The 20,458-nt window shown below is 60.3% G+C and carries 17 protein-coding genes; 12 read left to right on the top strand and 5 right to left on the bottom strand.

Going from position 1 to position 20,458, the window contains the following annotated elements; genetic code table 11:
• The first annotated feature begins 237 nt into the window (after positions 1 to 237).
• The 6 genes from P5689_RS04525 (at position 238) to P5689_RS04500 (ending at position 6,742) form a co-directional block, all read left to right on the top strand.
• Positions 238 to 1,275: an NAD(P)-dependent alcohol dehydrogenase gene (locus P5689_RS04525; protein WP_023979962.1), complete on the top strand. Its 1,038-nt coding sequence runs from the start codon at positions 238 to 240 to the stop codon at positions 1,273 to 1,275.
• 26 nt (positions 1,276 to 1,301) lie between these two features.
• A complete protein-coding gene (locus tag P5689_RS04520) occupies positions 1,302 to 2,312 on the top strand; it encodes an AraC family transcriptional regulator (protein WP_051395973.1) in 1,011 nt (336 codons plus the stop codon).
• Positions 2,309 to 3,079 carry an SDR family NAD(P)-dependent oxidoreductase gene (locus P5689_RS04515; protein ID WP_023979960.1) on the top strand — a complete coding sequence of 257 codons (771 nt, stop codon included), beginning with the start codon at positions 2,309 to 2,311 and terminating at the stop codon, positions 3,077 to 3,079. The genes P5689_RS04520 and P5689_RS04515 overlap by 4 nt, the downstream gene beginning before the upstream one ends.
• Positions 3,080 to 3,209: 130 nt before the next feature.
• Complete coding sequence (locus tag P5689_RS04510) at positions 3,210 to 4,133, top strand: ABC transporter substrate-binding protein (RefSeq protein WP_285532252.1); 924 nt, start codon at positions 3,210 to 3,212, stop codon at positions 4,131 to 4,133.
• A gap of 82 nt (positions 4,134 to 4,215) precedes the next feature.
• Positions 4,216 to 5,799 (top strand): sugar ABC transporter ATP-binding protein, encoded by a 1,584-nt coding sequence (locus P5689_RS04505; RefSeq protein ID WP_285532251.1) that lies wholly within the window; start codon positions 4,216 to 4,218, stop codon positions 5,797 to 5,799.
• Positions 5,792 to 6,742, top strand: coding sequence for an ABC transporter permease subunit (locus tag P5689_RS04500; RefSeq protein ID WP_285532250.1), 951 nt, complete (start codon positions 5,792 to 5,794; stop codon positions 6,740 to 6,742). Before P5689_RS04505 ends, P5689_RS04500 begins: the two co-directional genes overlap by 8 nt.
• A 29-nt stretch (positions 6,743 to 6,771) precedes the next feature.
• Here the strand turns inward: P5689_RS04500 and P5689_RS04495 are convergent, their stop codons facing one another.
• Complete coding sequence (locus P5689_RS04495; RefSeq protein ID WP_285532249.1) at positions 6,772 to 8,049, bottom strand: GTP-binding protein; 1,278 nt, start codon at positions 8,047 to 8,049, stop codon at positions 6,772 to 6,774.
• An 87-nt stretch (positions 8,050 to 8,136) separates the two neighbouring features.
• Between P5689_RS04495 and P5689_RS04490 the strand changes: the two genes are divergently transcribed.
• Positions 8,137 to 8,832 carry a DUF1826 domain-containing protein gene (locus P5689_RS04490; RefSeq protein WP_285532248.1) on the top strand — a complete coding sequence of 232 codons (696 nt, stop codon included), beginning with the start codon at positions 8,137 to 8,139 and terminating at the stop codon, positions 8,830 to 8,832.
• Positions 8,819 to 9,412 carry a DUF1826 domain-containing protein gene (locus tag P5689_RS04485; RefSeq protein ID WP_285532247.1) on the top strand — a complete coding sequence of 198 codons (594 nt, stop codon included), beginning with the start codon at positions 8,819 to 8,821 and terminating at the stop codon, positions 9,410 to 9,412. Before P5689_RS04490 ends, P5689_RS04485 begins: the two co-directional genes overlap by 14 nt.
• Positions 9,413 to 9,433: 21 nt before the next feature.
• Here P5689_RS04485 and P5689_RS04480 read toward each other — a convergent pair whose 3' ends face one another.
• The 4 genes from P5689_RS04480 to P5689_RS04465 are packed head-to-tail and all read right to left on the bottom strand — an operon-like array spanning position 9,434 to position 14,472.
• Positions 9,434 to 11,083 carry a GMC family oxidoreductase gene (locus P5689_RS04480; protein ID WP_035444554.1) on the bottom strand — a complete coding sequence of 550 codons (1,650 nt, stop codon included), beginning with the start codon at positions 11,081 to 11,083 and terminating at the stop codon, positions 9,434 to 9,436.
• A complete protein-coding gene (locus P5689_RS04475; protein ID WP_285532246.1) occupies positions 11,073 to 11,714 on the bottom strand; it encodes a gluconate 2-dehydrogenase subunit 3 family protein in 642 nt (213 codons plus the stop codon). The genes P5689_RS04480 and P5689_RS04475 overlap by 11 nt, the downstream gene beginning before the upstream one ends.
• Positions 11,707 to 12,684 (bottom strand): hypothetical protein, encoded by a 978-nt coding sequence (locus tag P5689_RS04470; RefSeq protein ID WP_285532245.1) that lies wholly within the window; start codon positions 12,682 to 12,684, stop codon positions 11,707 to 11,709. The genes P5689_RS04475 and P5689_RS04470 overlap by 8 nt, the downstream gene beginning before the upstream one ends.
• A complete protein-coding gene (locus tag P5689_RS04465) occupies positions 12,685 to 14,472 on the bottom strand; it encodes a thiamine pyrophosphate-requiring protein (RefSeq protein ID WP_285533835.1) in 1,788 nt (595 codons plus the stop codon).
• Between the two features lie 293 nt (positions 14,473 to 14,765).
• On the opposite strand from P5689_RS04465, the gene P5689_RS04460 reads away from it, so the two are divergent.
• From P5689_RS04460 to P5689_RS04445, 4 genes are all read left to right on the top strand, one after another.
• Positions 14,766 to 15,968, top strand: a complete 1,203-nt coding sequence (locus tag P5689_RS04460) for an alpha-hydroxy acid oxidase (protein WP_023979472.1) — start codon at positions 14,766 to 14,768, stop codon at positions 15,966 to 15,968.
• Between the two features lie 87 nt (positions 15,969 to 16,055).
• Positions 16,056 to 17,012 carry an SIS domain-containing protein gene (locus P5689_RS04455; protein WP_285532244.1) on the top strand — a complete coding sequence of 319 codons (957 nt, stop codon included), beginning with the start codon at positions 16,056 to 16,058 and terminating at the stop codon, positions 17,010 to 17,012.
• A 190-nt stretch (positions 17,013 to 17,202) separates the two neighbouring features.
• Positions 17,203 to 18,273: a catalase family protein gene (locus P5689_RS04450; protein ID WP_285532243.1), complete on the top strand. Its 1,071-nt coding sequence runs from the start codon at positions 17,203 to 17,205 to the stop codon at positions 18,271 to 18,273.
• A gap of 237 nt (positions 18,274 to 18,510) precedes the next feature.
• Positions 18,511 to 20,433: an OprO/OprP family phosphate-selective porin gene (locus P5689_RS04445; protein ID WP_023979475.1), complete on the top strand. Its 1,923-nt coding sequence runs from the start codon at positions 18,511 to 18,513 to the stop codon at positions 20,431 to 20,433.
• The last annotated feature ends 25 nt before the right edge of the window (positions 20,434 to 20,458 follow it).

Here is a 20,458-nt window from a genome sequence, read left to right as displayed (position 1 = left end):
GTCAGCGATGACCCGGCGCCAAACGAGGTCGCCACGGAGTACCTCGCTCCAGTGCGGCGCCTGTTCACAGAGGCTCGCGTTCAGACCGAAAATCACGGAGTGGTGTTCTGTTCACGCAAGAAATCATCGGATTTTGTGAAGAACAGACCTATTTCATGAGATCATGTCGTTATATCTAACAGTCCTGTCATGTTCGCGTATCGCTGGAGCATGTCGGGACCTGTAAGGAATGACGAGATGGCACAGGCACTGGTTCTGGAAGAGCGTGGCAAACTGTCCCTGCGGGATATCGCCCTTGATGACACGCTTGGCCCTGATGATGTGCGTATTGCCATCCATACGGTCGGGATCTGTGGGAGCGATGTGCATTACTACTCGCATGGCGCCATCGGGCCGTTTGTCGTGCGTGAGCCCATGGTGCTGGGGCATGAGGCCTCGGGGACAATCACCGCACTGGGTAGCCGCGTCTCGGGCCTGCAAATCGGTGATCGTGTGTGCATGGAGCCGGGTATTCCTGACGTGCATTCGCGTGCCTCCCGCCTGGGGCAATACAACATCGACCCTTCCGTACGCTTCTGGGCAACCCCGCCTGTGCATGGTTGCCTGACGGCCTCTGTGGTGCATCCAGCGGCTTACACGTACAAACTGCCTGATCGTGTGAGCTTTGCTGAAGGGGCGATGGTCGAGCCGCTGGCGGTCGGCGTTCACGCCTGCGTCAAGGCCCGCCTGCAGCCCGGCGACGTCTGTCTGGTTACAGGGGCAGGACCCATCGGGATCATGACAGCGCTCGCGGCGCTAGCCTCCGGGGCAAGCCGGGTTTTTATCAGCGATTTCTCGGCACCCAAGCTCGCGATAGCCGGACGCTATGCCAATATCGTGCCGATCAATCTGGCCGAGGCAAAACCGGCCGAGCGTATCGCTGCCGAGTGCGGTGAGGGCTGGGGCGTGGATGTGACCTTTGAGGCGAGCGGGTTCGAGGGAGCCTATCAGGACGCACTGGACTGCACACGGCCTGGAGGGCGTCTGATACTGGTCGGTATGCCTCCCAAGAAGGTCGCCCTTGATATCGTTGCGGCGCAAGCCAAGGAGCTGAGCATCGAGACGATCTTTCGCTATGCCCATGTCTATGATCGCGCCATTGCGCTCGTCGCTTCTGGACGTATCGACCTCAAGCCGCTGATCTCCGGCAGCTATCCGCTTAGCGAGGGTATCGCGGCCTTTGAGCGAGCGGCGGAGGGTAGGCCGGACGACGTCAAACTCCAGATCACGCTCTGACGTCCTGCACAGGCGAGGCACGTCTCATGTCGTATCTCAATGGCATTTCTACGGGTCATACCTGTCCTGGGCAGAATGGACGAGGGGTGCAGAACCCTGCCATTCTGGAGTTGATACCTGAGCAGAAGACCGGCAGTTTCCGTTGGCACCAGCATGATTATCCGGCAGCCATTGCCTGCTGGAACTATCATCCGGAATATGAGCTGCATCTGATCACACGCGGCGCAGGCCGTGCGATGATCGGCGATCATATCGGCGCCTTTTCGGCGGGTCAGCTTGTGCTCATCGGGCCGGATCTCCCTCATGTTTGGTTCAGTCCCCTTTCCGAAGGCGAAGTGCTCCAGGGACGCGACGTGGTGCTCCAGTTCAGCCAGAACTGGATTGAGGGATTGATTGCGCTCTGCCCGGAGTTGTCAGGGCTGACGCGTATGCTCGCAGAGTCAGTCCATGGGCTGGAATTCACCGGCGTGCAGGCTCTCGCCCATGCCGAGGCTCTCGTCGCGATGGGTGCGCAAAGCGCGGGGCAGAAACTCGCCTCCTGCATGTCCCTTTTGTCTGCGTTGTCGCAATCGCCCTGGCGGCGTCTGTCTACCGGGCGCGATCGCCCTCTGCCGGGTGGGGTCGGTGTTTCGGGTGCTGCGCGCATCAACCGTCTGGTGCGTCATCTCCTGACGACCGATCCCGCCACGATCCGCCACGAGAGCATCGCCTCATCCCTCGGCATGACGCCTTCAGGTTTCTCGCGCCAGTTCCGCGCGGTGACGGGGGAGACTTTCATGAGCTTCGTGCAGAAGCTGCGTATCGGCCATGCGTGTCATCTGCTCGCCACGACCTCGATGGCGGTGACTGATATCTGCCGAGAGGCAGGGTTCAGCAATCTCTCGAATTTCAATCGCGTGTTCCTGAGTCTGCGTGGCTGCACGCCGCGTCAGTTTCGCCAGCAATCGCAACAGATCACCGCGCCTCATCTCTTGGCGCATTCCCGTACCCTTGGCGCGCCGGTAGCGTCGCCTGCAGGAGGCATGAACCTGTCATGACCGATCTCTCCACCCGTTTTTCGCTCAAAGGCAAGGTTGCCGTCGTCACCGGGGCTTCGCGCGGGCTAGGTGTCACGATCTGCGAGACGCTGAGCGCCGCAGGGGCTGATATTGTCGCCATTGCCCGGGACGAGGCGCTTCTGGATGAGACGCGCGCGCTCGTTACCGCGCAGGGGAGGACCTGTCTCGCCATTGCAGCCGATCTGCTCGATGCACGAGCGGCAGAGCAGGCTACCGCCCGCATGCGCAGCGAAATCGGCATACCGACGATCCTCGTCAATAATGCCGGGATGAGCATACCGAAATCGCTGACCGAGCAGAGCGTCGCGGAATGGGATTCTATCCTCAATCTCAACCTGCGGGCGCCCTGGCTCATGGCGCGGGCGCTGGTGCCGGGCATGATCGATGCCGGGGGGGGCAAGATCATCAATATCAGCTCCATGGCCAGCAGCGTGGCGCTGACTGATCATGGCCCTTATGTGGCGTCCAAGGCTGGTCTGAATGGCCTGACCAAGGTGATGACCGCCGAATGGGCGCCACATAACATCCAGTCCAATGCTGTCTGCCCCACCGTGGTCTGGACGCCCATGGGCGAGCGCGTCTGGGGTGTGGGTGACAAGCTCCAGCGCTTTCTCGAAAAAATTCCCGCGGGTCGTGTCGCCACACCTCAGGAGGTGGCCGATCTGGTGCTCTATCTCGCGACCCCTGCCTCGGGGATGATCAACGGGCAGGAGATCTTTGTTGATGGCGGCTATACCGCCATCTGAACCGACAGGACCGGGCGTCTCGACCGGTTGAGCCCGGTCACGGCGTCGCATCAACTGAGCCCGTGCCCCGGATGACGGGGCATGGAAAACCGCACCGGGCAGGCAATGCCCATTTCGATACGAGTTCAAAATGAACAAGTTTCTCAAGACGCTTCTTGCCTCGACCCTCATCACCGGGTCCGCGCTCTCTTTGGCCTCCGGCAAGGCTTGCGCCGCCGAGCCGCTCAAGATCGGCGTGTCCTTTCAGGAGATGAACAACCCTTATTTCGTCACCATGAAGGACGCGCTGCAGGATGCAGCCAAATCCATCGGGGCCACGCTGATCATCAGCGATGCGCATCACGACGTGTCCAAGCAGGTCAGCGATATTGAGGATATGGTGCAGCAGGGCGTGCAGGTTGTCCTCATCAATCCGACCGATTCAGCGGGTGTCGCCTCCATCGTTAAGACCGTGCACGATAAGAACATCCCTATTGTCTCTGTCGATGCCCAGGCCAATGGCCCTATCGATGCCTTTGTGGGATCGAAGAATTACGATGCCGGTTTCAAGGCGTGCACCTATCTGGGCCAGACCATCACCAAGGGTGATGTCGGTATCATAGACGGTATTCCCGTGGTGCCGATCCTGGAGCGCGTCAAAGGATGCAAGGCCGCTCTGGCGAAATTCCCGGGTATCAAGATCGTGAGTACGCAAAACGGCAAGCAGGAGCGCGATCAGGCTCTGACGGTGGCTGAAAACATGCTGCAGGCCAATCCTGATATGAAGGGTATTTTCAGCGTCAACGATAACGGCTCGCTGGGCGTGTTGTCGGCCATTGAGTCGAGCGGGCATGACGTCAAGCTTGTAAGCGTGGATGGCGCACCCGAAGCGATCAAGGCCATTGCCAAGCCGGGCTCGCATTTCATCGGCACGGCCGCGCAATTCCCGCGTCAGCAGATCCGCCTCGCCCTGGCTATGGCGCTCGCCAAGTACTGGGGTGCAGTGCCGCCCGCCACAGTGCCCGTGGATGTGGAACTGGTCGACGCCAAGGGGGCGAAGACCTTTAGCTGGTGAGAGCCAAGCGGGGCTGCGCCTCTCTTTTTTCCCGATCCTGAGCACCTATTCCTGAACACCTATTTGGGGGCGGTAAGGCATCATGACAGAAATTCACTCTTCTTCTGCCCTGCCGCTCCTGAAGCTGCAGGGCATCACCAAAAGCTTTCCCGGGGTGAAAGCGCTCAAGGGCGTTTCACTGGACCTCATGCGTGGTGAGATTCATGCGCTGCTGGGTGAAAACGGTGCCGGGAAATCGACGATTATCAAGATCATAGGCGGCATCCAGCGCCAGGATGAGGGCGAGATGCTGCTCGATGGCGAAGCGTGCCATTTCACGAGCTATCGCGACGCCATCGCGCGCGGCATCGGCATCGTGTTTCAGGAATTCAGCCTGGTGCCCGATCTCGACGCGGTCGATAATATCTTTCTGGGGCGAGAAAGGCGCAATGCGCTCGGGCTGAGCCGCCGCACGGCCATGGCGCGTCTGGCGGCTGGCCTTTTTGAACGCATCGGCGTGCAGATCGACCTGACCGTCCCCGTCGGACGGTTGAGTGTTGCCGAGCAGCAATTCGTGGAGATTGCCAAGGCGCTCTCGCTAGATGTGCGCATCCTTATTCTGGACGAGCCAACGGCTCCGCTGACGCCTAATGAGGCAGCGCTGCTTTTTCGTGTCATGCGGCAGCTGCGCAATGAGGGCATCGGGATCATTTTTGTCTCGCATCATCTCGAGGAGATCTTCGAGATCTGCGACCGAATCACCATTCTGCGCGACGGTGCGAATGTCGGCCTGACACCAGTCGCATCCTGCAGCATGGATCATCTGGTCGAGATGATGGTGGGGCGGCGTATCGAGAACAGCTTTCCGCCCAAGATCAGTGCGGCCGGGCGCAGCGTGCTGCTGACAGCGCGCCATCTGCGCAGCCGAAGCGATGCGGCGATGAGCGATTTCGACCTTCACGCAGGCGAAATTCTTGGTTTTGCCGGGCTGGTGGGCTCGGGCCGTACAGAGACCGCCCTTGCCCTGATCGGAGCGCTACCGTGTCCGGGCAAGAGCGTGACCATGCATGGGCGTGAAGTCACCCTGTCCGATCCGGCGGCGGCGCTCAAAGCCGGGATTGGGCTCCTGCCTGAAAACCGCAAGACAGAAGGCCTGATTCTGCCATTCAGTATACGCGACAATATCTCGATCAATAATCTTCCACAGTATACGCGGCGCACAGGACTGATCGACCGGCGCAAGGAGCATGAGAAAACCGCCTCTCTCATGCGCGCCCTGCAGGTCAAGGCCCCGGATGCCGAGACGGCAACCGTCACGCTCAGCGGCGGCAACCAGCAAAAAGTGGTCATCGCGCGCTGGCTCAATCGTCGCTGCCCGATCCTGATCTTCGATGAACCGACGCGCGGAATCGATGTCGGGGCCAAAGCGGAAATCTATCGTCTGATGCGGGACCTGACCGGGGAGGGCTTTGCGATCATCATGATCTCATCAGAACTCCCCGAAATCGTCGGGATGTGCGACCGCGTCGCTGTTTTTTATCGTGGCGCCATCTCGACCATTCTCGAAGGAGACGCGCTGAACGCCGAGGAGATCATGCGTCATGCCACATCAAGCGGTACAAAATCCGTCGGACAGGGATATGCCTCTCATCAGTCCGCCGGGTCGGGAGCGTCGCTCCATGCGTGACTCCCTTGTGGCGCTATCACGGCGCTCGACCGCGTTTTTGCCTGCCATGGGGCTCATTGTGGTCGTCATCGGCATGATGTTTCTCAACAGCCGCTTCCTGTCGCTGGGCAATCTGGAGAATATCGGCCGTCAGGTCTCGATCAACGCCATCATTTCGGTTGGTATGACTTTTGCGATCCTGACAGGTGGGATCGATCTGTCTGTCGGTGCCACTATGGCTCTCACGGGTACGCTCACCGCAGGGCTGCTTGCCAGCGGGGTATCAGGCGTCGTGGCCATCCTTGCAGGGATTGGAGCAGGCATGGTGTTTGGGCTAGGCAACGGGCTGTGCGTTGCCGGTCTGCGTATGCCCCCCATCATTGTCACGCTCGCCTCAATGAGCATCGCGCGCGGGCTGGGGCTGATTTACACCAATGGCTATCCGGTTACCGGTCTGCCCGATTGGTTCGGCTTTCTGGGGCGTGGCACCATTCTAGAGGTGCAGACCCCTATTGTGATCATGGCGCTGACATTTGTGGTGGCCTATGTGTTGCTCGAGAAAATGCCGATCGGGCGCTATATCTTCGCCATTGGCGGCAATGAGGACGCCGTGCGTCTCTCTGGTATCGATGCGCGTCGCTACAAGGTTATCGTTTATCTTGTCAGCGGCGTGACAGCAGCGATTGCCGGTATCCTGCTCAGCTCGCGCCTCATGAGCGGCCAGCCCAATGCGGGTATGGGGTTCGAACTCGATGCCATCGCTGCCGTGGTGCTTGGCGGAACGGCAATTTCCGGTGGGCGCGGCTCGATTGTTGGCACGTTGATCGGTGCGCTTCTTCTGGGCGTGCTCAATAACGGCCTCAATCTGATGAATATCTCACCCTATGTGCAGAATGTCATTAAGGGCGCGATTATCCTGCTGGCTATCTTCATCAGCCGTCAGACCCGTCCCGGGGCACGTTGAACGTTATCAGCTGGTGTGGCCAGCTTTCTCTACTCCCATTTGAGAAAGGGGTCCGGTAAGTCGGCGTAACAACCGGGATCGAAAGCGCCAGTATCGGGCGGTGTGATCAGGCACGCGTCAAGTGCCTGACGCAAGGCGGCCTCGTTCAGACTGGCACCGATAAAAACTAGTTCCTGCCTGCGGTCACCATAGCAATGGTCCCATAGCGCATCGAGTGTTTGCCGCCATTCAGCATCGGTCGGCCAGTCTGCCGCAGGGATACTTGCCCACCAGCGCCCGGCGGCCTGGTTGCGCGCCAGCGAGCCGGCAATGCTCAGCTCGCCCACCCAGTCGGGGCGGGTCGCCAGCCAGAAATACCCCTTGGCGCGCACAAGCCCCGGCCATGAGCGGGCGATCAGTGAAGCGAAGGCTTCCGGCTCGAAGGGTTGTCGGGCGCGATAGACGAAGCTGGTCACGCCATAGGCGTCGGTCTCTGGCGCATGCATGTGCGGGTGGTAGAGTTCCTGAAACCAGCGGGCATGGCGATGGGCCCGCTCGAAATCGAAAAGGCCGGTATCAAGCACCTTCCGCGAGGCAAGACGGCTTTCCGAGGTTTCGATCACCCGGGCCTCGCTATTGAGGGCGTTGATGATGGAGCGTGCGACCCGGCGCTGTGCCTCGCTTGCCGTATCGATCTTGTTGAGCACAATGACGTCGGCAAATTCGATCTGCTCCGTCAGGAGATCGACAAGGCTGCGATGGTCATCCTCGCCAGCGCTCTCACCCCGCTCATGCAGGAAATCGGTGGAAGAGAAGTCATTGAGCAGATTGACTGCATCGACCACCGTCACCATCGTATCGAGCCGCGCCACGTCGCTCAGACTATGCCCTGCGTCGTCACGAAACTCGAATGTGGCGGCAATGGGCATAGGCTCTGCAATACCTGTTGACTCAATCAGCAGGTAGTCAAAGCGATCGAGGGCGGCAATGCGGCTGATTTCCGTCAAAAGGTCATCGCGCAGGGTGCAGCAGATGCATCCATTGGTCATCTCAACGAGATTTTCTTCCGCACGCGTCAGATCGGCATGACCCGCGCGAATGAGTGCGGAATCAATATTCACCTCACTCATGTCATTGACGATCACCGCTATCCGCAAACCTTCGCGGTTATGCAGCAGATGGTTCATCAGCGTTGTTTTTCCTGCGCCGAGATATCCTGAGAGGATGGTCACGGGCAGGCGCGTATCACGGTCTCCCTTGTTGGTCGCGAGGGTTTCGGCAGTTTCGCCGGACAGATGAGCGGGGGAAAGGCTAGATAAATCGGGCATGAGGCGCTCGGGGCAGGGGAACGGGGAAGGATTGAAATCTTTGCTAGAACTGTTATGTTATAACATAACTTACTCTGAGGGCCACCCATGATTGCTTCCTGCCCGACGCGACGTATCCTCGCCTTCCGTAAAAGCCCGCTGGCGGTCACACTCCCTTCCGGCGACCTGACGACGCTGCCACTGGGCTTGCACGCAGAGGTGCGCGACGCGGCCTATCGCTACCTTGCGACCCGTCCTGCCGTGATTGTGCTGCGCGGTACGCCCGACGAACTGGGGGCGAAGCTGGCCGATGCCATGCAGGGCACGTTCTACGTCTTGCGCGAGGATATCATGTCGCTTGTGGCGCTCTACGCCGATATGATGGGGCACTCTGTCATGCGGGTCAGGCTTGAGCGGATCGTGACGGATAGCTGCCGCAAATTCCATGTCGATCACCTCGCCTTGCGTCTGTTGCGCAGCTATGTCGGGCCGGGTGTGCAATGGACACGCGATGACGGCGCCCATATCGAGGATACCCCACCAGGGGCGGTTGTCCTACTGGCAGGGACGGCCCATCCCGACTGGTCCGATCAATGCACGGTGCGACATCGGTCTCCACCGATGACAGCGGCACAGCTTCAGGTCGGGGGAAGGCTGCTGCTGACGATTGACGATACCGCGCTGGGGCATGACGGTCTGATCGATGCCTGCTGCGAAGAGGACCATGACACAGTTGATCGCGGCCTGCCCCCGCAGGACGGGTACGCGCCGGACGATGATGCGGGGTTGCATGTTCGCCATTGAGAGCTGGCCCGACGGGCAGGATATGCTGCACGGGATGGCTTCCCTGTCGGGCCAGGTTCCCCATGTCCGCGCCGGTAATCTGGAGGACACATTGGCGAGCCTGACCCGTCAGGATCTCGATATGGTCATCTGGACGCGCCAACCTCCACAGAGCTGGGTGGAGGCCATGAGAGACGCGTTGCCGCCTCTGGAGCCGCTCTCGCTCTCAGGAACGGTCGAACAGGTGATGCAGGCAGCTCAGGCTCTTGTTTCGGAGGAAGGATATCCGGATTTCCTGGCAGAGGACCTTGCCCATTGCGCATCGCTTGCCGCGGCCCTCTCGGGATCGAACCGGATCAGCCTCGTTCTTACAACGGGTGTGGCCGGGGGGCAGCCCGAGCCGGGAGGGCGTCTGTCGCTGTTCTGCGCCTATGGTCATGATGAAGCCAGCTGGAACTCGGGCGAGCCTTTCACAGGTCCGCGCCTCACCCGGTTCGCACCGTTCAGTCTGGCTTTCATGCCAGTCCGGGATGAAAGCCGGGTGAGGATCGATCTGGACAAGGCCTCACTTGGCGTCGTGCTGTTTCTGCGTGCCGACTGAGAGCCCAGCGTCAGGGGATGATCAAAGCGAGATCTTTCCCTGACGATGCAGTGTCTGGATGCGGTCGGCGGTACGCAGGGCAATAGCGGTGATGGTCAATGAGGGATTGACGCCCCCTGTGGTCGGGAAGATCGACCCGTCGCAGATCCACAGATTGGGGACGTCCCAGCTGCGACAATCGGCATCGACCACCGATGTTTCTGCCGAAAACCCCATCCGTGCCGTTCCTGCCAGATGGTTGGTATCGTTTTCCTGACGCCAGATATCCTGTGCGCCGATGAGTTCGAGTGAGCGCTGCATTTCGCCCAGGGCGTGCTGGATCATGACCTTGTCGTTATCCTGCCAGCCATAGGTGATACGTGTGATGGGCAGGCCATACTGGTCTTTCTCATCAGCCAGCGTCACGCGGTTATTCATGCTGGGGAGCATTTCCCCTACCATCTTGAGGCCGACCTGATGGTTGTAATCCATCATTTTCTGGCGCAGCGCCTCGCCCCATAGCCCGCGCGATGAGGACACGGCAGAGGACCATTCCAGCGGCAGGGGACCCTGGGCCATCCAGCAATACCCGCCAAAGAAATCCTTCTTGTCCTCATAGTTCCAGTGCTCGGTAATGGTGAGAGAGGGCGGTCCCTTGTTCCAGCGCACCGTCTCTTTCATCTTGCCATAAACAGCCTGATTGGACTGCACCATGAGGTTGCGCCCCACATAACCCGACCGATTGCCGAGCCCTTGCGGAAAGCGGTCTGTGGCCGAGTTGAGCAGCAGCCGCGGCGTCTCGATAGCATAACCGGCAACGATGACCTGTTTCGCCTTCTGGAAATGCCACTTTCCTTCGCGATGATAATGCACACCGGTCGCGACACCCTGCGCGTTGGTCTCGATACGTCCCACCATGGCAAGATCGCGTATCTCGGCACCGGCCTTCAGGGCACGGGGAATATAGGTCACAAGCTGGCTCTGTTTGGCGTTGGTCGAGCACCCGACACGACAGAAGCCACGATAGACGCAAGAGGGGGAGTCGCCGCGCGGTGCCGAAACCGTGGCAAGAGGCGTTTCAGACCATTGATAGCCCATTGCCTCCGCACCACGCGCAAGCCACTCCGCCGCGCCGCCAATTTCATGCGCACGATAGGGATAGCGTGGCCGTTTTGGCCCCCAGGGATAGGAAATCGGCCCGGCAATAGCGAGGTCGCGTTCAGCCTTGTCGTAATACGACCACATCTCGCGCCAATCGAGCGGCCAGTCGACTGCGTAGCCCAGCTTGGTGCGCGACTGGAACCATTCGGGCCTGAATCGTAATGAAACCATAGCGAAATGGACTGTCGAGCCACCAACGGCCTTGCCGCTGTTATTGCTGCCCATCTTGATCGGATTTGCCCCATCGATCAGACGCTCATCGGTCCAGTAAAGCTGACTCTGACTGGTCTCGTCAGAAGCAAAATCCTCAAGCGGCCTGAAATACGCGCCCGCATCGAACCCGATGACCGAGTAACCCATCTCAGCTAGACGGGCGATCAGGGGGCCTCCACCCGCCCCAGTGCCAATCACCACGAAATCCACCGGCTCATTCTGCGCATATTCGCGCATGGGCACCCATTCACCCTTGCGAAAGACATCCGGTGCGCGGCCATTGATGGCGCGCGGTGTGAGCAAGGGATTATCGGACATGACGGTTTTCCTTGCGCACTTTCTCGACCGTTTCGGGCGTGGCTTCGATCGCCTCCCAGGGGTCGCGGCGGTCATTCTGCATACGGACGTAGCCCCGTGGGCTCGCTGGACCGCCAAACCCGATCTCGCTCCAGGCGGTAGGATGGGCGTAATAGGCGGAGAGGATATCGGTCAGCACATGCCCATTGAAGAAAAGCTGCATCTGCTCAGCGCTCCACCCGGCATGGCCCAGACGACCGGCCCCGGCTTCGCGCATCAGGTTTTCCTGATCGGCGGCGGATAGAAGGTGGAATGAGGCGTTGTGGCGTGCGCGGGCTTCGGCTTCGAATACCGCCAGGCCGCTCTTCCATGTTTCGCGCTGGGGGGGCAGGGCTGCATCGCGAAAACCGGGGCGCTCATCTTTGAGCAACTTCTGGTCAACATAGGCAGCAAGCGGAACGGGCGGGCGATCATTCGGCTGGGGCATAACCCTGTCGCACAGGGCGCAAAGCGTCAGCCATTCCGCCTGCTCCAGAAAGCGCGCCTCACGTGGTACAGCGAGGCGCTCGTCAATCACACGGCGCGTCGCATCGTTCCACGAGGGACCGAGGCGCTTATTGAGCACATCATAACCCGGATAGCGCTCAGACATCGCGGTCATCCTCCATCAGATCGAGCGCGGCCAGCCCGGCGAGGGCCAGTCCGGTGAAGGCGGGCGGGGCCGGAATAGGGGGGCCATTGAGCAGGTTCTGCTGGATGTTGCGCCAGCCATCCATGTCACGCCCGACGCCGATCGCATGAAAGACGGTGCCGGACACCCCCATGATGGCGGTAGCGCGCAGCCACCAGCGTGTCAGACGGCGGTCCGTCCGGGCATCGCCCAACGCGGCATGTGTGATGGCCACGGCAGCGGCAGGCGGCATGGCAACAGGCAGGACCATGAACGGGTCATGGAAACTCCCGCGGAAATGGAGCAACCCGGCCTCACCCGTCGTGCCGACCATGCCAGCGCCGGTAACCGCGCCGATGACGCGCCCCGCGGGCAGACCGAACAGTTTCGGCACGTCGCCGGATTTTGTCTCGCGCACTCGTTCAGAGAAAAAACCGAGAAGGCCAGAGAGGCCTATGGCCATGGGCGCACCGAGCGGCGCCCCGTAAAAAAGGTTTTGCCAAATGAATCGTCCCGGCTTCTGGACGACATTCCAGATGTGAAACCCGGTGCCTACCAACCCCACGAGCCCTGTCAGGGCATAAACCCCGTCGCGGACCAGATGCGCATGAGCGCGTCTATCCGCCGTGCCATGCGCCGAGACGGCGAGGGCGAGGGCCGAGGTAACAAGGGGGGTGTACATCGCCTTGTTCGCAAAATCGCCCCGGTAGTGCTCGACGGCACTGTCGAAGAGAACCGAAGCGGCCAGCGTGCCGGCGGAACGGTTGAGGCGTCTTGCAGCGAGATTGGCGCGATCCGCCGAGGGAGGCGGCTCTGCCGCAAGGGCAGGGAGGGCGGATTTCCGGCTCATGCGCCCGCCCCGCGTTGCGGCAGCGAAGGCCGCCGCTGTGAGCGCGCCGGTCAGGCCGAGGGCCCAGCCGACCGCGCCACGCGGGCCACTATAACGCGGCACTCAGGATTTCTTCGAAGGCAGGAACGTGGCCAGCATTTCTTTCGCTGACCCGCGGATCACATCGAGCAGTTCCGGTTCGGTCGGCAGGGATGAGAGGAAAGCCTTGGCCTGTTGCAGGGTGATGTGCGGCGGCAGGGGCGGCACGTCGGGATCGGTGCGGGCTTCGAGGATAACAGGTCGATCCGCGTTCAGGGCCTCTTCCCATGCACCGGCAATTTGATCGGGGTGATCGACCAGAATACCCTTGAGGTCGAGCAATTCGGCGTATTTGTGATACGGGAAATCGGGAATGGATTGCGTGGCGGTCGTCTTGCCCTCGCCAAGCTGGACGCGCTCTTCCCATGTCACCTGATTGAGGTCCTGGTTGTTAAGCACGAGAACGATCAGTTTAGGATTTTCCCATTGCTTCCAGTATTTGGAAATCGTGATCATCACGTTCAGGCCATTCATCTGCATCGCCCCATCGCCCATGCAGGCAATGACGGTCCGTTCAGGAAAGGCCATTTTCGCGGCGACCGCATAAGGTGTGCCAGCCCCAAGCGAGGCAAGGCCGCCCGAGAGCGAGGCCTTCATGCCACGACGGATTTTCAGATCCCGCGCAAACCAGTTGGCGACCGAGCCTGAATCGGCGGTGATGATCGCGTTTTCAGGCAAACGGGGTGACAATTCCCAGAACACGCGCTGCGGGTTGATCGGGTTGGCGTCCGTCATGGCGCGGGCTTCGAGAACCTTCCACCACGTCTCGACTTCCTTCTCGATTTTCTCGCGCCAGCTCCGGTCGCTCTTGCGCTGCAAAAGCGGAATCAGGGCGCGCAGTGTAGCGGCGCTGTCGCCTTGCAGGCAGACCTCCATCGGGTAGCGCAGAGAGAGGTTAGAGCCGTTGATGTCGATCTGGACGCCGCGTGCCTGACCCGGATTGGGCAGGAACTCGCTATACGGATAGGCCGAGCCTACCATCAGGAAGGTGTCACATTCCTTCATCAGATCCCAGGACGGTTTGGTGCCGAGCAGGCCGAGTGAGCCAGTGACGTAGGGTAGTTCGTCTGGCACGGCAGCCTTGCCCAGAAGCGCCTTGGCAATACCGGCGCCAAGCAGGTCGGCAACTGCGATCAGCTCATCCGTGGCTTCCAGCGCGCCAGCGCCAGCCAGAATGGCAACTTTCTTGCCGGAATTCAGAATTTCCGCAGCGGCCTGCAGGCCGTGCATCTCCGGCACGGGGCTGATGACTGTCTCGCCAATGCCGGTATGGGTGAAGCCATGCGCGACAGGCGCTTCCTTGTAGGGTAGCTCCTGCAGGTCGTTAGGGACGATCACGATGGTGGGGGCACGTTTGTCACGGGCGATACGCACGGCGCGATCGATGGCGTGCCTCATCTGCGAAGGTTCGGTAACGGTAACGATATATTCCGAGCCGACATCCTTGCAGAGCGATTGCAGATCGACTTCCTGCTGGTAATTCGACCCGATACAGGTGCGCGCCTGCTGGCCCATGATGGCAACGACGCCCACATGGTCGAGCTTGGCGTCATAAAGCCCGTTGAGCAGGTGAATGGCACCCGGACCCGAGGTGGCAAAGCAAAGTCCGACCTGACCTGTGAATTTGGCATGGGCGGAAGCCATGAACGCCGCCATTTCCTCATGTCGTACCTGAACGTATTCCACACGCCCTGCATCGATCTCGCGCTGAAGCGCCACATCGATCCCGCCTGCACCATCACCCGGATATCCATAGGCCCTTTTCAGGCCCCATTCCTGAAGGCGTTTCCACATGAATTCGCTGACATTCATGGACATGGCTCTGATGCTCCGGCGATTGGCTGTGTGCCAGAGCAACGTCGCGTCAAGCGGGAATGTTCATTTTCATACTTTGTAAAATTATTTTATATTCATGAACCGGAATGATCAGAATTCGCTGTTTCCTGCGTTATCCGATGCGGAAAACGGGATGAACCGGGACAGGGTCAGCGTGGTGCGCGAGATGTCACTTTAACGTGACGATGCTGCAAAAGCGCCAGAAGCCTCCGGCCCCGTTCCTGCTTCATTGCCATCGTATCAGCATGAACCTTCGGGAGATCTTTTTCATGTCCATCACGGCCAAACGGCGTTTGAAAGATATCTATCAGCTTACCGATTTCGAGAAGGCCGTTAAACGCTATCTGCCCAAGGCTGTGTATGAGTATGTGCGCAATGGCGCCGGGTCGGAAATAACCCTTCGCCGCAACCGGGCCGTCTTCCAGCGCTATTTGTGGCGGCCCTATCGCCTGCGCGATGTGTCCAGTCTCAACACCAAGATCACCCTTCTGGGTGAGACCTATGACCAGCCTTTCGGGTTCGCCCCGACGGGTGGTGCTGCCATGACCCGTTATGACGCAGACCGTATCGAGGCATCGACCGCGCGTCGCCATAACCTTTTCTATGCGCTCTCGGCCAATTCGCTCACACCTCTTGAAGAGATCATACGCATCAATCCCAGGGCCTGGTTTGCGGCCTATCTGCCCAGCGATATGGGCATCATCGATGGCATGATCGATCGTGTGCAGGAGGCGGGCTATCCCGTCCTTCTCATTACCTGTGACGTGCCTGTACCCGCGCAACGTATTGCCGAGACACGGGCAGGCTACTCCATGCCAATCCGGCCCAATCTGCGCGCTACACTCGGTGGCATGGCGCATCCGGGCTGGACATTCGGCACGCTGGGCCGCACGATCCTGCGTGATCGCAACCCAAAGATCGTGAACATCCGCCCTCAGGGTGGGCCAGGCCTCTTCTCCAATGAGATTGCCGCTGTCGGCGGGTCGCCTCACTTCACCTGGGACCATATCCGCCACATCCGGTCGCGCTGGAAAGGCAAGCTCGTGCTCAAGGGGCTGCTGCGTCCGGAAGATATTGCCGAAGCGGCCCGGATCGGGGCCGATGCGGTTGGCATCTCCGATCACGGTGCCCGGCTGCTCGATTCTACCATCGCCCCGCTCGAGGCTCTTGGCGACATCAGGCAGGCAGCGGGCGATATGGCCGTGATTGTTGATAGCGGCTTTCGTTGTGGCGGTGATGTGCTCAAGGCCCTCACGCTTGGCGCCGATGCGGTCATGCTGGGGCGTCCGTTCCTTCAGGCCTGTGCGCTGGCGGGCAGTGCCGGGCTCGACAAGGCCATTTCCATTCTCAGCACCGAAATCAGCCGGGATCTGGCCCTGCTGGGTGTCACGGGCCTGGAGTCACTCAAGGAGGATCTGCTCAAGGATCTGGGCGATGTCCGTTTCGCCGAACAGGCGACGGAAAAAACCTGACCGACTGGGCAGAGGGGGTATCGGAACGCGGGGCAGCTTGTGTCATGATCGCGCCCACCTCCCACCCCTGGCGTGAAAGACTGGGCTATGAATGCGACCGAACGCGGCATACGTGAGCAGTTCTCCTTCTGGCGGGCGCTGTCGTCTCCCGGTTCTTCGCCCGAGCCCGGTTTTGCCCATGTGGTGATTGGCTGTGGCACTTCGGTGCATATCGCTGACAGTATTGCCTGTGCGCTGAACGAGGCCGGGTTTGCCGCGCGCGCGGTGCCGGGCAATGAGTGGACGCGTCGTGCCTCATCCTATGTACCGGCCGGGACACCCACCCGTATGCTGGCGCTGTCGCGCAGTGGTGAGTCGACCGAGACCGTGGCAGCCGCCGCGGCCGGGCTCAGGGCAGGGCTCGATGTCTTGGGCGTTACCTGTGCGCCCGGCAGCGCCCTGACGCGCGTTTCGAGCGAATCCTTCGAGGCTGAGACCCACCCCGAGGAAGGGATCGTGATGACCGCCTCGGCCAGTCTGATGTTGATGACGGGCCTGCGCTATGCCGGGTTGTCCATTACGCCTGATACGATCGTCGCTGCCGAGGCCCTTCTGGAGGCTTCCGACCCGCATCTTGTCTCACTGATTCAGGGCCGCTCGCATTTCGTGTTTCTTGGCGGCGGCGCCTATTACGGCGTGGCCCGCGAGGGGGCGTTGAAGATGCAGGAAATGAGCCTTAGCCAGAGTGAGGCGCATCATCCGCTCGAATATCGTCATGGCCCGACCAGCCTGATCGATGAACATTCCTTCGTGGTCATGCTCTATCATCCTGATACCCGTGAGGAGGAAGAGCAGGTAGCGCGTGAGGTGGTGGAGAAGGGAGCGGTCGTGCTCGGCCTTGGCGGTCTGGGTACGGTTTCCCTTCCCGTGGGCGGCGATCAGGGCGCGGGACCGCTGGTATGTCTGCCCGTGCTGCAACTTCTGGGCGAGTACGTGGCGCGCGCCAACGGGCTCGACACGCTGGCGCCGCGTCATCTGACCAAGGTCGTCACATTCGACGCTTGACCGGTTTATCCCGAGCAAGGTGTTCTTGCCCCGTGTTGCATCCGATGGGGCAGCCATCGAGCCACAGGTGGGGCCGTGCCTCGGGTGTGTCTGACACCGATGGCACGAGCCTATGGCAACCCGGACGGTCGCCAGACGCTGGGAGCGAGGAAAAATCGAATTCCTCGCCCAGACCTGCCGGAGCCGATCGATGCGCGCACCCATCGCCTACCACCCCGACATCGAGAAAGGCTCAACAGATGAAGGGGCCACTCACGAGCAACTGCGTCGGACATTCAGGCGCATCATTACGGCGACGCATCGTGATATCGGCACGGCTTCGCGCGGGGTTCATGCCAAGAGCCATGCCCTGCTTGAAGGGACATTGCATGTGGCGGCCAATCTTCCGCCGGAGCTTGCGCAAGGGTTTTTTGCGACACCCGGCGCCTATCGCCTGACGGCACGGCTTTCAGCCATACCGGGCGATCCGCTGCGCGATGCCGTTTCAGGGCCACGTGGCTTTGCCCTGAAAATTCATGACGTGCCCGGTCCGCTGCTGGAAGACAACAAGGGGGTGGCGGTACAGGACTTCCTGTTTGCCAACGGTGCCGTTTTCGGGGCACCCGATGCCAGGGGATTTCTTAAGAATCTGCGCGTGCTGGCGCTGACAACCGATCGGGCAGAGGGCGCCAAAGCGTGGCTTTCGCGCACGCTGCGCCTGATGCAGAGACTATTGACGCGCTTCGCCAGGCCCAGTGCCACGCTTGCTGCGCTGGGTGGATTCACACCCACTCATCCGCTGGGCGACCGGTTTTACTCGCAGGTGCCGGTGCGTTTTGGTGATTATGTCGCGAAGCTCGATCTCGTGCCTGAGTCAGAGAGCTTTCGTCGGCTGACGGGCCGTTTGATCGATATCGATCATGATCCGGTTGCGATACGTCGGGCAATCAGGCGCGTCATGGCGCAGGAAGGTGGGCGCTTCAGCCTGCGTGCGCAGCTTTGCCGCGATGAACAGCGGCAACCTGTCGAGAATGCCGCAACAGAGTGGAGCGAGGCTCTCAGCCCTTTCCACACTGTGGCAACGCTCGAATTTCCGCCGCAGGATAGCTGGAACGAGGCGCGATCATACCAGATTGATGAATGTCTCTCGTTTTCACCTTGGCACGGGCTCGAGGCGCACAGACCGCTTGGCAATATCATGCGCGCCCGACGGGCGGCTTATCCTTTCTCTGCGGGATTGCGGTCCAGGCTAAACGGATGCCCGATGAAGTTATTGCCGTGAAGGACGGTTGATCGTGCGTGTGTAATCGAAGCGTGTACCATGCGAGCCTTTATCCAGGCGATAGTGGGGATCGTCTGGTATAAGTGCTTCGGTTATTGTTCTACTGATTTTTACGACATAACATTTCTTTCATTTGATTGCAAAAAGTTCACTTTGTCATAAAACAGTCATTCAACTGACTTATTGGGTCCTTTATAGCATCGCGCATACGGTCCAGAAGCAAAGTCAGTCAATTTCATGCGCGCGCGTTCCCTTACTTCCCTGCTGCTTCTTTGCGGCGTTGTCATGCCGGAAACCGGTTTTGCCGCGGGGCAATCAGATGACATCGCCGCCCTGCGCCGTGAAATGCTTGAAATGCGGGCGCAGATGCAGGGGCAGATTAGCGATCTGCGTCGCGAACTGGCGAAGGAACGCACCCTGCGCCGTCAGTCGGAACTTGCGCAAAACAAGGCGGTGTCTAACCGTCATAGTCGTGTCACCGGCGTTGTTGGAACAGCCAGCTCTCATGATGTCGCTGATGCGCGACCGGGCTTGCATGTGACATCCGATGGGCCGCAGCACACCAAGCCTCATGAAGACGCCCCTGGTGTTCTCACGGCATCAGCCGGGGTGGGCGGCGCTGCCTCGCAAACCGCTAGGGCAGTGCATACCTCGGCGTCTCCTTCCAGCCCGGGGAGCGGGGCGGGCACTGCATCGCCCGGCCCTACATCGCCCGGTCAGGCGACTGGTGCTGGAGGGGAAGGCATACAGTTGGCATCGGCCCGGTCACATGGGGAGGGCAAGCCCTCTGACCCACAGGTGGCTTATGATACCCATCTGATCCCGCCGCCCGATCATGGTCTGAACATGTCACTGGCCGATTTCCGCCGGGCCACGAAATCTGCTGAAACGGTCGATATCGGCGGAATACGGATCGGCTTTCCTGCCGGGCGTCCGACCATCGCATCCAGTGACGGGCTCTATGCCTTTTCGGTGGGGCTGGTCATGCATCTGGATATTGGCGGTTTTCCGTCAACGGGCGGTACGGCTCAGGGGCAGACCGGTCGTTTCCCCAAGATGAACGAAAATGCCCGTCGCCTGCGTCTGCCGCTGACATGGCGTTACGGCAATCTTCTGGCCAACCTTACGCCAGAATGGGGGCGCACGGTCGACGGGACGGCTGGGCTGTATGAAGCCAATATGGTCTATAGTGGCATCCACAATTCGCAGTTCACCTTTGGCTATTATCAGCCGCGCGTGACGATGCAGGATTCAGAATCGTCCAACGGCTTCATTCTGATGGAGCGTGCCTCGATTTCGGAAGTAGTGCGTCTGATTGCTGCGGGCGATACCCGTATGAGCCTTGGTGGGCGCACGCATGAAAAGCGCTGGTATCTCGGCGCTTATCTGACGGGTCAGACTTATGGTGATCGCACCAATGACCCCACGGTGTCCGACAGCCAGATGGGTGGTTTGCTGCGTGTGGCAGGTCGCCCGGTGGCAACACCCAATGTCGATCTTCACCTTGGCATGTCCTCCACCATGTCTTTCAAACGCAACCAGACATCGCAGGGACGTGTCCTCTCGCTCAGCGATCGTCCTGAGACACGCCTGACCAATGAGCGTCTCGTTTCTACCGGGACCATCGCCGATATCGGCAAGGTCTGGGCGATCGGTCCGGAAATCGCCCTGCGCTACAGGGCCGCGCTCATCCAGGCGGAATATTATCATATCGGTGTCGACCGTACCGCAGCTGCAAGGGTCAAGGGTCCCGCGCCCAATCTCGGCTTTGACGGCTATTACGTGGCGGGCAGCTACACCCTGTTCGGACAGCCGCGGCGCTACAGCCCCAAGGATGCCGCGTTTTCATCGCCCGCCCCGACAGAGGATTTCGATATCTGGAACAACAAATGGGGCGCGCTCGAACTGGTCGGACGCTGGAGTGTGCTCGACTTCAACAGCAATCTGCGCGGCGATGCGCCTGCCTCGATGACGGGCGGGGTGCGCGGCGGCACACAGACCGTCTGGTCGGGTGGGCTGAATTGGTACATCAACCGGCATTATCGCATCCAGCTGCAGTACAGTCACATCGATGCCACGCGCTCCCAGACGGTCGGCACAGTCAATAACAAGGGCCGTTCGATCAACGCTGTGGGCAGCCGTATCCAGGCCGCTTTCTGAGCCGATGCCCCAGTTCGGAACGACC

It is taken from the genome of Asaia sp. HumB, from assembly GCF_030263835.1.
In the GTDB taxonomy this organism is placed as follows: Bacteria; Pseudomonadota; Alphaproteobacteria; order Acetobacterales; family Acetobacteraceae; genus Asaia; species Asaia bogorensis.
This window is presented reverse-complemented; position numbering and strand designations above follow the sequence as displayed.

Coding starts and splice junctions, on each gene's coding strand:
- P5689_RS04515 (WP_023979960.1), top strand. CDS start 2,309: ATGACCGATCTCTCCACCCGTTTTTCGCTCAAAGGCAAGGTTGCCGTC.
- P5689_RS04500 (WP_285532250.1), top strand. CDS start 5,792: ATGCGTGACTCCCTTGTGGCGCTATCACGGCGCTCGACCGCGTTTTTG.
- P5689_RS04475 (WP_285532246.1), bottom strand. CDS start 11,714: ATGTCTGAGCGCTATCCGGGTTATGATGTGCTCAATAAGCGCCTCGGT.
- P5689_RS04460 (WP_023979472.1), top strand. CDS start 14,766: ATGTCCATCACGGCCAAACGGCGTTTGAAAGATATCTATCAGCTTACC.
- P5689_RS04485 (WP_285532247.1), top strand. CDS start 8,819: ATGTTCGCCATTGAGAGCTGGCCCGACGGGCAGGATATGCTGCACGGG.
- P5689_RS04495 (WP_285532249.1), bottom strand. CDS start 8,049: ATGCCCGATTTATCTAGCCTTTCCCCCGCTCATCTGTCCGGCGAAACT.
- P5689_RS04490 (WP_285532248.1), top strand. CDS start 8,137: ATGATTGCTTCCTGCCCGACGCGACGTATCCTCGCCTTCCGTAAAAGC.
- P5689_RS04505 (WP_285532251.1), top strand. CDS start 4,216: ATGACAGAAATTCACTCTTCTTCTGCCCTGCCGCTCCTGAAGCTGCAG.
- P5689_RS04520 (WP_051395973.1), top strand. CDS start 1,302: ATGTCGTATCTCAATGGCATTTCTACGGGTCATACCTGTCCTGGGCAG.
- P5689_RS04465 (WP_285533835.1), bottom strand. CDS start 14,472: ATGAATGTCAGCGAATTCATGTGGAAACGCCTTCAGGAATGGGGCCTG.
- P5689_RS04480 (WP_035444554.1), bottom strand. CDS start 11,083: ATGTCCGATAATCCCTTGCTCACACCGCGCGCCATCAATGGCCGCGCA.
- P5689_RS04525 (WP_023979962.1), top strand. CDS start 238: ATGGCACAGGCACTGGTTCTGGAAGAGCGTGGCAAACTGTCCCTGCGG.
- P5689_RS04455 (WP_285532244.1), top strand. CDS start 16,056: ATGAATGCGACCGAACGCGGCATACGTGAGCAGTTCTCCTTCTGGCGG.
- P5689_RS04450 (WP_285532243.1), top strand. CDS start 17,203: ATGCGCGCACCCATCGCCTACCACCCCGACATCGAGAAAGGCTCAACA.
- P5689_RS04510 (WP_285532252.1), top strand. CDS start 3,210: ATGAACAAGTTTCTCAAGACGCTTCTTGCCTCGACCCTCATCACCGGG.
- P5689_RS04445 (WP_023979475.1), top strand. CDS start 18,511: ATGCGCGCGCGTTCCCTTACTTCCCTGCTGCTTCTTTGCGGCGTTGTC.